The sequence below is a fragment of the Sulfitobacter sp. 1A15299 genome, assembly GCF_043556915.1.
Taxonomy (GTDB): Bacteria; Pseudomonadota; Alphaproteobacteria; order Rhodobacterales; family Rhodobacteraceae; genus Sulfitobacter.
Window position 1 is genome coordinate 1 of sequence record NZ_JBIFFJ010000013.1, and the last position, 11,885, is coordinate 11,885.

14 protein-coding genes and 1 pseudogene are annotated in these 11,885 nt (G+C 60.7%); 4 read left to right on the forward strand and 11 right to left on the reverse strand.

Annotation, left to right across the window (positions count from 1 at the left end; all coding sequences use genetic code 11):
- Positions 1-153 precede the first annotated feature (153 nt).
- From ACGYK7_RS12870 to ACGYK7_RS12880, 3 genes and pseudogenes are all read left to right on the forward strand, one after another.
- Positions 154-1,113 (forward strand): annotated as a pseudogene (locus ACGYK7_RS12870) (IS30 family transposase).
- Between the two features lie 155 nt (positions 1,114-1,268).
- Positions 1,269-1,706, forward strand: coding sequence for a type II 3-dehydroquinate dehydratase (aroQ, locus tag ACGYK7_RS12875; RefSeq protein ID WP_394402703.1), 438 nt, complete (start codon positions 1,269-1,271; stop codon positions 1,704-1,706).
- Entirely contained in the window at positions 1,706-2,461 is a 756-nt protein-coding gene (locus ACGYK7_RS12880; protein ID WP_394402705.1) for a LuxR family transcriptional regulator, read from the forward strand. The genes aroQ and ACGYK7_RS12880 overlap by 1 nt, the downstream gene beginning before the upstream one ends.
- Positions 2,462-2,750: 289 nt before the next feature.
- On the opposite strand, the gene tsf is transcribed toward ACGYK7_RS12880, so the two are convergent.
- The 5 genes from tsf to ACGYK7_RS12905 all read right to left on the reverse strand — a co-directional run bounded on the left by tsf (position 2,751) and on the right by ACGYK7_RS12905 (position 6,693).
- Positions 2,751-3,626: a translation elongation factor Ts gene (gene tsf / locus ACGYK7_RS12885; RefSeq protein ID WP_394402707.1), complete on the reverse strand. Its 876-nt coding sequence runs from the start codon at positions 3,624-3,626 to the stop codon at positions 2,751-2,753.
- Positions 3,627-3,724: 98 nt separating this feature from the next.
- Entirely contained in the window at positions 3,725-4,600 is an 876-nt protein-coding gene (gene rpsB, locus ACGYK7_RS12890) for a 30S ribosomal protein S2 (RefSeq protein WP_394402709.1), read from the reverse strand.
- Positions 4,601-4,755: 155 nt separating this feature from the next.
- Complete coding sequence (locus ACGYK7_RS12895) at positions 4,756-5,604, reverse strand: lysophospholipid acyltransferase family protein (protein ID WP_394402711.1); 849 nt, start codon at positions 5,602-5,604, stop codon at positions 4,756-4,758.
- Entirely contained in the window at positions 5,601-6,359 is a 759-nt protein-coding gene (locus tag ACGYK7_RS12900; RefSeq protein WP_394402712.1) for a GNAT family N-acetyltransferase, read from the reverse strand. Before ACGYK7_RS12900 ends, ACGYK7_RS12895 begins: the two co-directional genes overlap by 4 nt.
- A 148-nt stretch (positions 6,360-6,507) precedes the next feature.
- Entirely contained in the window at positions 6,508-6,693 is a 186-nt protein-coding gene (locus ACGYK7_RS12905; protein WP_067262087.1) for a DUF3553 domain-containing protein, read from the reverse strand.
- A 29-nt stretch (positions 6,694-6,722) separates the two neighbouring features.
- Between ACGYK7_RS12905 and ACGYK7_RS12910 the strand changes: the two genes are divergently transcribed.
- The gene (locus ACGYK7_RS12910) at positions 6,723-7,325 is read left to right on the forward strand and encodes a histidine phosphotransferase family protein (protein ID WP_394402714.1); all 603 of its coding nucleotides are present in this window, start codon (positions 6,723-6,725) and stop codon (positions 7,323-7,325) included.
- Positions 7,326-7,328: 3 nt separating this feature from the next.
- On the opposite strand, the gene ACGYK7_RS12915 is transcribed toward ACGYK7_RS12910, so the two are convergent.
- The 6 genes from ACGYK7_RS12915 to rpmA all read right to left on the reverse strand — a co-directional run bounded on the left by ACGYK7_RS12915 (position 7,329) and on the right by rpmA (position 11,884).
- Entirely contained in the window at positions 7,329-8,594 is a 1,266-nt protein-coding gene (locus tag ACGYK7_RS12915) for a glutamate-5-semialdehyde dehydrogenase (RefSeq protein WP_394402715.1), read from the reverse strand.
- A gap of 28 nt (positions 8,595-8,622) precedes the next feature.
- Entirely contained in the window at positions 8,623-9,729 is a 1,107-nt protein-coding gene (gene proB, locus ACGYK7_RS12920) for a glutamate 5-kinase (protein ID WP_394402716.1), read from the reverse strand.
- Positions 9,717-10,751, reverse strand: a complete 1,035-nt coding sequence (gene obgE / locus ACGYK7_RS12925; RefSeq protein ID WP_394402718.1) for a GTPase ObgE — start codon at positions 10,749-10,751, stop codon at positions 9,717-9,719. Before obgE ends, proB begins: the two co-directional genes overlap by 13 nt.
- Before the next feature lie 30 nt (positions 10,752-10,781).
- Complete coding sequence (locus tag ACGYK7_RS12930; protein ID WP_067262104.1) at positions 10,782-11,318, reverse strand: GNAT family N-acetyltransferase; 537 nt, start codon at positions 11,316-11,318, stop codon at positions 10,782-10,784.
- A gap of 2 nt (positions 11,319-11,320) precedes the next feature.
- The gene (locus ACGYK7_RS12935) at positions 11,321-11,536 is read right to left on the reverse strand and encodes a hypothetical protein (protein ID WP_394402720.1); all 216 of its coding nucleotides are present in this window, start codon (positions 11,534-11,536) and stop codon (positions 11,321-11,323) included.
- A 78-nt stretch (positions 11,537-11,614) separates the two neighbouring features.
- On the reverse strand, positions 11,615-11,884 hold the full coding sequence (gene rpmA / locus ACGYK7_RS12940) for a 50S ribosomal protein L27 (RefSeq protein ID WP_067262095.1): 270 nt from the start codon (positions 11,882-11,884) through the stop codon (positions 11,615-11,617).
- Position 11,885 lies beyond the last annotated feature (1 nt).

Here is an 11,885-nt window from a genome sequence, read left to right on the forward strand (position 1 = left end):
AAAGCCTTGCTTCCGTCGCTCACGCTGGTGACATTTCTACTTTGCAAACCCAGTGACATTTCTGAATGGTGTTTACAGTACCTGTAGCCGGGTGGATTCACAAACGAAGTGCAAATTCTGTACGAATACAGAGAGTTGCATGGAGTATGAAGAATGGGAACCCACTATTGTCACCTGAAGCTGGACGAACGTCGCAAGCTTGCAAAGTGGCTTGAAGCCAAAATGCCGATTTCAGAGATCGCGGATCGACTGGGTCGCGACCCCTCCACGATCTACCAAGACATTAAGCGTAATCGGTACACGGACGGCGAACTGCCTGAGCTAAACGGGTATCACGCGCTCGTCGCTCAGGACAAATATGAGCAGCGCCGCGCGATCCCTCGCAAGATGATCATTCACCCTGATTTGAAAGCCGCCATCGAGGACCGCCTGAAGGCTGGCTGGTCGCCCGAACAGATAGCCGGCAGGATGCGGCTCGAACGGCACCCGATCCGCGTAAGCCACGAGACGATTTATCGCTTTGCCTATTCCAAAGACGGTCGCGAGGAACAGTTCTACCGCCATCTCCCTGAGCATCGCCGCCGCCGTCGGCCGCGTGGTTAACGCAGGCACAACAGACCCCACATATTCGACATTCAAAGCCTGTCACACAGGCCTGAGCGTGTCTCAGAACGCTTAGAATTCGGCCATTGGGAGTGCGACTTGATGATGTTCCGCAAGGAGCATGGGAAGGTAAACGTGACGTCACTGGTGGAGCGCGTCAGCCGCTATGCCGTCGTGATGCGTAATGAAGATCGCCAATCCAAACCGATCATGGAGTCCCTGATAAACGGGCTGGTTCCCCTGCCCGCCGACGCGCGCCAGTCGATCACCTTCGACCGCGGCACCGAGTTCTCGGCCTGGAAATATCTCAAGGCCGAGATCGGAGCGGATGCCTGGTTCTGTGACCCGCAAGCGCCCTATCAGAAAGGCACTGTTGAAAATACGAACAATAGGCTGCGTCGATACCTGCCAAGATCAACCGCACCGACGGCGCGCAAGTGCCTTGGCTACCGGACGCCCGCTGAGGTCTTTGAAAGCAACCTGATGGAAATACAGAACCGGTGGGAGTAAAGCGACATATCAGGAACTGCACTTCAGCGTGAGTTCACACATCTGGCCCTGTTGTTGCGATTTTCTCGCCACAGTAGCACCGCAATGCCACCTGACGCTGGACAGCGCCAGTTTTGCTCCGTTAACACTATCTAGATGATTTAATGTGAGTGATTATGGCGTCTGTAGTTATTTTGAACGGCCCGAACCTAAACCTTTTGGGCACGCGGCAGCCTGAAGTCTATGGCAAGACCACTTTGGCGGATGTTGAGGCACTCTGTGCCGAGGAAACCGCGCGGCTGGGTCTTGAGATGCAGTTTGCGCAGTCGAACCACGAAGGCGCGCTGATTGATATGATCCATGCGGCGCGCGGCCAACATGCCGGTATCATTCTGAATGCCGGCGCCTATACGCACACTTCTATCGCCTTGATGGACGCTATTGCGTCGGTCGAACTGCCTGTGGTCGAAGTGCATCTGAGCAACATTCACGCCCGTGAAAGTTTCCGCCACACGTCCTATATCGCGCCGGTGGCCCTTGGGCAGATTTGCGGCTTTGGCGTCCACGGTTATGTTCTGGCCATTCAAGCCCTTCAACGTCATATCGTAAGCTAATGAATTTGCGCGACTATCTTCATCAGATCGCGCATAGCCCGACAATCGAAGAACTCTGGGATGCCCATACGCGACAGATGGCTGACTATGGGTTCGACCGGCTGATTTACGGCTTTACGCGCTATCGCACACCGACCTCTTTGGGCGACCCGGCGGATTTCGTGATTTTGAGCAATCAAAGCACGGAATACCTCAATGGTTACCTCCACAGCGGGCTCTACTTCAACGCGCCGATGCTGCGTTGGGCGCTGAACAACGAAGGCGCCTGTAGCTGGGGTACTTTGGCGGAGGTGACGGCGCGCGATGGCCTGTCTGAAACCGAGAGACGGGTGATTGATTTCAACGCCAGCATGGGCGTAACCGCGGGCTATACGATCAGTTTCCGATCTATCTCGGCGCGGTCCAAAGGGGCGATCGCGCTGACGGCGCGGCGTGGTCTTTCCCAGGCCGAGGCGGATGCGATTTGGGCCGCTCATGGCACCGACATTCAACTGATGAATGAGATTGCGCATCTGAAGATCCTCTCCCTGCCCTATAGCAGCCCCAATCGCAGCCTTACACGCCGCCAGTTGGAGGTGCTGCAATGGGTCGGAGATGGCAAGACCACGCAGGATATCGCCCTGCTGATGGGTCTGACGGCGCCTACGGTCGAGAAGCACCTGCGCCTCGCGCGGGAGGCTTTGTCGGTCGAGACGACGGCTCAGGCGGTGCTGAAAGCGGCATTTGCGAACCAGATGTTTGTGATGGATTCGTAATATATTAGGGTATGGAATACCTTACTGGCACCTCAGGTAGTAGATGGCCATGGTCCGCCAGTATCGCGGGTGTTCGCACCGGCGGTACGACGGGCCCTTAATCCTTGTAATACCAAGGCGCTTTTTGGCTCGCCGGTCTCAGTCAGGTTTATTTTTCGCCTGGCTGGCCGGATCCTCCCCCTGCCCCTTCCAGACCCCGTTGTGATGTTTCGAGCCGCTGCATCTGTCGCCCATGAAAAAGGGCGGCGCATCGCGATGCACCGCCCCGTATTCATCATGTCGAGAGGGCTTAGCCCTTGGCGGCTTTCGCCACTTCCGCTGCGAAGTCTTCTTTGACGACTTCGATGCCTTCGCCAACTTCCAGACGCACGAAACCTGTGATGGTCGCGCCGGCTTCTTCGGCGGCCTTGCCGACGGTCAGGTCAGGGTTCACGACGAAGGACTGGTTTACCAATGTCACTTCGGACATGTACTTCTGCATACGGCCGGTGATCATTTTCTCGATCACGGCTTCGGGCTTGCCGCTTTCGCGGGCGATGTCCATCTGAACCTGCTTTTCTTTCTCGACCACGGCCGGGTCCAGATCAGCTTCGGAGAGCGACGCGGGGTTCACAGCGGCGATGTGCATCGCGATCTGCTTGCCCAGTTCCTCGTTGCCACCGTTCATGGCGACCAGAACGCCAATCTTGCCCATGCCGGGTGCGGCGGCGTTGTGGACGTAGGAGACCACAGTCTCGCCTTCGATGCTCTGCATGCGACGCAGGGACATGTTCTCGCCGATTTTGGCGATGGCGTCTGTCAGGATGGTTTCCACGGTCTTGCCGTCGATCTCAGCCGCTTTCAGCGCTTCGACATCGTCCACTTTCAGCGCGGCATCGGCGATGTTGCTGACCATGGATTGGAATTCGGCGTTCTTGCCGACGAAGTCGGTTTCGGAGTTCACCTCAACCGCGACACCATGGCCGCCTTCGACCTTAACAGCCACGAGACCTTCGGCAGCTGTACGGCCGGATTTCTTCGCCGCCTTAGCCAGGCCTTTGGTGCGCAGCCAGTCGACAGCGGCTTCCATGTCGCCGTCGTTTTCTGTCAGTGCCTTCTTGGCGTCCATCATGCCTGCGCCGGTGCTGTCGCGCAGTTCCTTGACCATGGATGCTGTGATTGCCATCTCTTGGTTCTCCTTTGGAAATCGGGTGCAGGCCCAAGGCCCGCCTCTGTTGGAAATCGGGGCAGGTTACCCTGCCCCGTGTTTCAGGTCCGTGACGCTTAGCCTTCGGCTTTGGCGACGGTCTCTTTCTTGGATTCGATGTCCAGCGGCGCGTCTTTGCCCATGGCATCGTCGTGCAGAGTCTCTTCGGACGCGTTGCCGATTTCGACGCCGGTGCTTTCTTCGCTCACGGCTTCTTCTTCGGGAGCTTCTTCCATGGCGCCCAGATCAACGCCTGCCGCACCCAGCTGAGCCGACATACCATCGAGAGCAGCGCGCGATGCCAGATCGCAGTAAAGCGCGATGGCGCGGGCCGCGTCGTCGTTGCCAGGGATGATGTAGTCAACGCCGTCGGGCGAGCAGTTGGTGTCGACAACGGCCACGACCGGGATGCCCAGCTTGTTGGCTTCTGCGATGGCCAGCGACTCTTTCTTCACGTCGATGACGAAGAGCAGGTCAGGACGGCCGCCCATTTCGCGGATACCACCCAGCGACGCTTCCAGCTTCGCCTGGTCGCGTTCCATGCCAAGACGCTCTTTCTTGGTCAGGCCTTCAAAGCCACGCTCGGACTGTTCGTCGATGTTTTTCAGACGGTTGATCGACTGCGAAACGGTCTGCCAGTTGGTCAGCGTACCGCCGAGCCAACGGTGGTTCATGTAATACTGTGCGCATTTCTCTGCGGCTTCGGCGATCGGCTGAGCGGCCTGACGCTTGGTGCCGACGAAGAGAACGCTGCCGCCCTTGGCGACGGTGTCACGGATCACTTTCAGCGCTTCGTCCAACATGGGGACGGTCTGCGTGAGGTCCATGATGTGGATGCCGTTGCGTGCGCCGTAGATATACGGGCCCATGCGGGGGTTCCAGCGCTGTGTCTGGTGACCAAAGTGTACGCCTGCTTCGAGCAGTTGGCGCATGGAGAACTCGGGAAGAGCCATGTCTTTATACCTTTCCGGTTTAGCCTCATCGGGGGTATGACAGCCTCATGCTGCCAACCGGCGGACGATCTGGGATTTCTCCCCAAAAGGCCCAACCCCGACTGCGGGTTCAAGTGGGGCGCGTATAGGCCAGCGCGCGGCGCAGCGCAAGGGGCTTATTGCAGGCGCGGCTCGCGGTCGGGCATGACTTTCGCATGGCCTGTGCGCACCATCGCTTCGCAGCGTTGCGCCAGCGCCTTGCGCCCGGTGAATTCGGCCACCGGCAGCGGCGGGTGATAGACCACCTCAACCGCGCCTTGCCGTGCCGCAGCCAATGTCGTCAGCAGATGCGCGCCAAAGGACATATCCCCCCACCAGCCATAAAACCGCGGATCTTCGCCCTCAGGCGCGTTGTAGATCACGCTGACCGGCTGGACCGCTATCTCATCCCGCAAGGCTGGGTCAAAGAAGGCCTCAAACAGCGTTGTCTTGAAGGGCAGCACCTGCAGCCCGTCGGTGCTGGTGCCCTCGGGGAAAAACAGCAGCTTATGCCCGGCCAAGAGCCGCGTCCGAAACACCTCTGTCTGGGTGCGCGCCTCAGCCCGGTCGCGGCGGATAAAGACGGTGCCCGTCGCCCGCGCCAACCAGCCGATGCCAGGCCAGCCCGCCACCTCGGATTTGGAGACGAAATAGATCCGTTTGGCTGCGTTCAGCGCGAAAATATCGAGCCATGAGGTATGGTTGGCCACCACCGCGCCGCGCCCTTCCATCGGGGTGCCGCGGCGGATAAAACGCATGCCCAGCACCCAGAACGCCGCGCGGCATACCGTCTGTGTGATATGCGGGGTAATGGGCCGATGCAGACCAAAGATCGGGCGCTCAATCACGCGCAGCAGCAGCAAGACCAGCAATCCGCCGAAGACCAGCAGCGCCAAGCCCGCACCGCGGAGCAGTACGCGCAGCATCCCGGCGGGCGTCAAACGCCGCTCTGGCGGCGGCTGATCGCTGTCCCACGTCGTGCTCATGCAGCACCCCCGCCATAAAAACGCATCTGCCGCGCGCTCATCTGTTTCGTATCAAGGATCAGGCAGACATCCGTGGTGTTGAAGGCGCGGTCGATATAAGCCCCCTCGCCCACGGTGCCGCCCAGCCGAAGGTAGGCTTTGATCAGGCTCGGCACCGCCAACATGGCTTTACGCCGGTCCAACTCGGCCTCGGGGATCAGGTCCATGGGCACGTATTCGCGCGCGCGGACGCGCAGGTCGGACGGTGCCAAATGCCGGTGGTGCAAAAGCGACAGCGGCCCGGCCAGAGCTGCGGTGTCGGTGCCGTGAAAGCTCGCCACACCAAAGAGAACCTCAATCTCATGTTCGGCGACATAGCCCGCAAGTGCGGCCCAAAGGTGGTGCATCGCCGTGCCGCCACGATAGGCTGGGTCAAGACAAGAACGACCCAATTCCAACAGCTTACGCCCCGACTGGACAAGCGGCGCCAGATCGTATTCCGCCGCCGAATAGAAGCCCCCTGCCCGCGCGGCCATATCGCCCCGCATCACCCGGTAGACACCCGCCAGTTTGCCACTGCGCCGGTCGGTCAAAAGCAGATGGTCGAAGTAGGGATCGAAGCGATCCCGCTCCAACCCGGCGGCGTGATCCACCATCGGCCCGCCGCCGCCCAACTCCCGCACGAAAACGTCGTAGCGCAGCCGCTGCGCCGCCTGCACATCGGCCTCCGTCTGTGCCAAGCTGACCTGAAAATCTGCTGCTACGCCCCGCGGCATCGGCCAATCCTATGCCCGAAATGAAAGTCTCCGCCTGATAGGCAATCGGCTGCGCGGGCGCAACAGTTGCGGGGAAAGCGGAAATCGGCTACTCTCCCTATGGTTGCTTTAAGAAAATTTTCTTCCACCGTTAAGGATTTGGAAAGGGTCATCCCTCATCAAAGACCGGCATTAATTCCAAACGAAAGCTGTCTATGACCACTTTGCCTTGGTCACGAAAGTTGACCGTCACCTTGCCGCCGATATTGCTTTGCACCTGCCCAGTGCCCCATTCGGGATGCTGCGGATGCATCACTAACATGCCCGGCGTCAGCAGCGCGTTCAGATCATCCATGCCGTCTCCAATCATTCTAAGGGGCCACCATGGACCAGCTTAACATCGACCTGCCCGCCCTGATCGGCAGCCGCATTTGCCACGACTTGATATCGCCAATCGGGGCCATCAACAACGGGCTTGAACTGCTTCAGATGTCGGGCACTGGGGCCGCCCCGGGGCCGGAGCTTGCCTTGATCGGCCAAAGCGTCGAAAGCGCCTCGGCCCGGATCCGCTTTTTCCGCATCGCCTTTGGGGCTGCGGGCGATCAGACCATGGGCCAGAACGAGGTGACCTCGATCCTGCGCGACCTCTATGCCGCCTCACGGGTTGAGATTGATTGGCAGATCACGAGCCCGCAATCGCGCAATGGCGTGCGGATGGCCTTCCTCGCGCTGCTCTGCATCGAGACGGCCCTGCACCACGGCGGGCGGATCACCATCGCCGAAGAGGCGGGCCGTTGGTCCCTAAGGGCCGAGGCTGACAAGATCGCGGTAGACCCTGAACTTTGGGCGCTGCTGACGCAGCCCGGGGCGGACAGGCGGCTACAGCCCGCGCAGGTTCAATTCGCACTTTTGCCGATTCTGGCCGAAGCACAGGGGAAAGAAATCACGCTCGACAGCGGCGAAACGGCACTGACCCTCTCGTTCTAAAGGTCAGCCGCGCACCGTCCCCTCGCCACGCACGAGGTATTTGAAGCTCGTCAGTTGCGCCGCACCAACGGGGCCGCGGGCATGAAGCTTGCCCGTGGCGATGCCGATCTCTGCGCCCATGCCGAACTCTCCCCCATCCGCGAACTGGGTCGAGGCGTTATGCATCAGGATCGCCGAATCCAGCCCGTTAAAGAACGCCGCGGCGGTCTCGGCATGCTCGGTCAGGATGCAATCGGTGTGCCCCGATCCATACTGGCGAATATGCGCCATCGCAGCATCCAGATCGGGGACAACCCGCGCCGCCACGATCATATCGAGGTATTCCTGCCCCCAATCCCCATCGCTGGCTGGCACCGTGCCAGGGACATCCTGCAAGGCTGCATCAGCGCGCACTTCGACGCCCGCGTCGATCAGCGCCCGGATCACGCCGTTGCCAATGGTCTTGGCGATATCCTCATGGATCAAAAGACATTCCGCCGCGCCGCAGATGCCGGTCCGCCGCGTCTTGGCGTTCAGCACGACCTTCAGCGCTTTTTCGGGGTCCGCTTCTGCGTCGATATAGATGTGCACGATGCCTTCCAGATGGGCAAAGACCGGCACCCGCGCCTCACGCTGGACCAAGCCGACAAGCCCCTTGCCGCCGCGCGGCACGATCACGTCGATGGTGTCGGTCATCGTCAGCATCTCTCGCACCGCCGCCCGGTCGCGCGTCGGAACCAGTTGCACCGCATCCTCAGGCATCCCCGCATCCCGCAGCCCCTGTTGCAGGCAGCCGTGGATGGCGCGCGATGAATGGAAACTCTCGGACCCGCCGCGCAGGATCACGGCATTGCCCGCTTTGAGACAGAGCGCGCCCGCATCCGCCGTCACATTGGGCCGCGATTCATAGATCACACCGATCACGCCGAGCGGCGTGCGCACGCGCTGAATGTTAAGGCCCGAGGGCTGGTCCCATTCCGCGATCACCTCACCCACCGGATCGACCTGTTCCGCGACCGAGCGCAGCCCGTCGACCATGCCACGAATGCGCTCTTCGTTCAGCATCAGCCGGTCCATCATCGCATCCGACAGCCCTTTGTCGCGGCCAAAGGCGAGGTCTTGCTCATTGGCGGCAATGATCTCGGTGCGGTTTTTCCAGACCGCATCCGCGGCACTGATCAGGGCGGCATGTTTACGCTCGGCCGTCGCGGTCGCCAGCTCGGCTGCCGCTGCACGGGCGCGGGCGCCGATATCGGCCATCAGTTCAGAGATATTCTCGATGTCGTTCATAGCCTTATGCCCCTGTCTTCATCTTTGCCTAAAGCGCCATGTCGTCGCGGTGAATCAAAGCCGCACGCCCCGGATAGCCCAAAAGCGCCTCGATCTCCGCGCTTTTGCGCCCCTTGATCTGGCCGATTTCCTCGGCGGAGTAGCGGCTGAGGCCGTGGCCCACGGCGTGACCGGCGGGGTCATACATGGCGATGCTGTCGCCCCGCTCAAACCGCCCTTCAACAGCGGTTACCCCGGCGGGCAAGAGCGACGTGCCCCGCGCCAAAGCCGCCACGGCTCCGGCGTCCAAGGTCACCGCCCCGCGCGGCTTCATCGCGGCGATCCAGCGCTTGCGCGCGGCCTGCGGATCGCTCTGCGCGCTGAACCAAGTGGCATTCGCCCCCCCTTCGAGCGCGGTGAGCGGTCGCATGACGAACCCATCGGTGATCGCCATCGCGCAGCCTGCCGCCGTCGCCGTGCGTGCGGCCATCAATTTGGTTTTCATGCCACCTTTGGACAGGCCCGACCCGGCATCACCGGCCATCGCCTCGATCTCGGGGGTGATGCTCTCGATCACATCGTAGCGTTTCGCAGTCGGATCCTGCGAGGGGTTGGCACTGTAGAAACCATCCACGTCAGAAAGCAAGATCAACTGATCCGCGCCCACTGTCACTGCGATCTGCGCGGCGAGACGGTCATTGTCTCCAAAGCGGATTTCATCGGTGGCGATCGTGTCATTCTCATTCACAATGGGCACCACGCCAAGCGAGAGCAGCTGCTCCAAGGTCGCGCGGCTGTTGAGGTAGCGGCGGCGGTTGGCGCTGTCTTCCAAGGTCACCAGAACCTGCGCCGTGGTGATCCCATAGGGGGCCAGCACCTCTTCATAGGCCCGGGCAAGGCGGATTTGCCCCACCGCCGCGGCGGCCTGCGCCTGTTCCAGCGCCAAAGCAGTCGGCGGGAGACCCAGAACACCCCGGCCAAGCGCGATTGAGCCCGAGGATACCAGCACAACATCGCAGCCCAAGCCCTTGAGCCACAAGACATCTTGCGCCAATCCGGTCAGCCAGTCCCGGCGCAGATTGCCGCTGTCGCGGTCCACCAAAAGGGCGGAGCCGATCTTGATGACGACGCGGCGCGCGGTGCTTAGGGTTGCCAAGGCGCTTCTTCCTCGGTGCTGCGGAAACGCAGGCGGTCTTCGTCGATGTTCTGGCGCAGGGTGCGCAATACGTCCGTCACGCCTTCGCCAGCCACACTGGACATCATCATCACGCTGCCGCCAGAGGCTTTTTCCAATTCTTTCAAACGACTTGCACGTTCTTCCTCATCCAAAGCGTCAACTTTGTTCAACACAGTGACACGCGGCTTTTCGGCCAGATCGCCGCCATAGGCCTCCAGCTCTCCGATGATGGTGTGGTAATCCTCCGCCACGGTTTCGGAAGTGCCGTCGATGAGGTGCAACAACACCGCGCAACGCTCGACATGGCCAAGGAAAAGATCGCCCAGACCGCGCCCTTCGGAAGCGCCTTCGATGAGGCCGGGAATATCCGCCACCACGAATTCAGTGTTATCCACACCGACCACGCCAAGGTTTGGGTGCAACGTGGTGAAGGGGTAATCAGCAATCTTGGGCCGCGCGTTCGACGTGCTTGCAAGGAACGTCGACTTACCCGCATTCGGCAGGCCCAGCAGGCCGACATCGGCGATCAGCTTGAGCCGCAGCCAGAGGGTCCGCTCAACCCCTTCCTGCCCGGGGTTCGAACGGCGGGGGGCTTGGTTGGTCGCGGATTTGAAATGCAGGTTGCCCCAGCCGCCATTGCCGCCGCGCGCAAGCTGCACGCGCTGGCCAAGCTCGGTCAGGTCGGCGATGACGGTCTCCTGATCTTCGTCGAGGATCTCCGTGCCCACGGGCACCCGCAGGATGATATCCTCACCGTCCTTACCCGTGCGCTGTTTGCCCATACCGGGCTGGCCGTTCTTGGCGAAGAAGTGTTGCTGATAGCGAAAGTCGATCAGCGTGTTCAACCCATCGACCGCTTCGGCCCAGACCGAGCCGCCGGTGCCGCCATCGCCGCCGTCCGGGCCGCCATATTCGATGTATTTCTCACGCCGGAACGATACACAGCCGCCGCCTCCGGCGCCGGATCGGATGTAGACTTTGCACAGGTCGAGAAACTTCATGGTCTTGCCTTTCAGGCACGGGAAACGGAGCTAGAGCTTGCGGCTATAGGTCCATGTGGGTACGGCAGCATCGCGGGCCAAGCAATAGGTTTCTGCGTCGCCAAGATAGACAAAACCCGCATTTGTCAGCACCTTGGCCGAGGCCGGGTTGTCATGGAAAACAGAGGCAAAAAGCGCGTCATTGCCCAAGGGGTTGGCGTTTACCAAAGCCTGCACCGCGTCCGAGGCCAGATGGGTGTTCCAGAACGCCGGGGCCACCCAATAGCCGATTTCGGATTGGTTGCGGTCCAGTCGGGTGAGGGAGATCACGCCCATCACTTCGGAACTGTCCGCCCGAGTGCCATCCATGACCCAAACATCTTCTTCACGGTCATCGGACATGGCGCGGGTGACATAGGCTTCGACACTGCCGGGCGGCAGCGGATGCGGGATCGAAGATGTGGCATTGGCGACCCTCGGGTCGCTGGCATACATCTCGATCATGCCCATGTCGGACCGGCGCACCGGGCGCAGATCAAACCGCTCTGTCTCAATAAGGGGTTGGTTCACAATCGCTTCCAACTGCATCGTCATGTTCCTCCTCCGAACAGACTGGATTGGGGGCCTTTGGCCAAACGGGCCGCCCCTGCCCCGATCACGCGCAGGCCGCGCACCGAGGCGTTGACACATTCGACATATTCCTCCCTGCCGAATGTAACGACTTTATCAAAATTCAGCCGCACCCCGCAAAGAGCGGAAAAACGGCCCGGCAGGCCAATGGGCCCTGAACTGGAAAACAAAAACATTGGGGGGTCTTCCCGAAAAGAAAAAGGGACCGGCGGTATCGCCGATCCCTGATTTTTTCAAACCCTTTGGGGTACGGCTTATTCAGCGGCCTCCGCGCGTGGCAGAACCGAAATGAACGTGCGGTTTTTCAGACCCTTGTGGAAGGTCACAGCGCCGTCGACGGTTGCAAAGATCGTGTGATCCTTGCCCATGCCAACGCCTTCGGCAGGCCAAAACTTGGTGCCGCGCTGACGCACGATGATGTTGCCGGGGATGACGGCTTCGCCGCCGTATTTTTTCACGCCAAGGCGACGACCAGCTGAGTCGCGCCCGTTACGGGATGAACCGCCTGCTTTTTTATGTGCCATC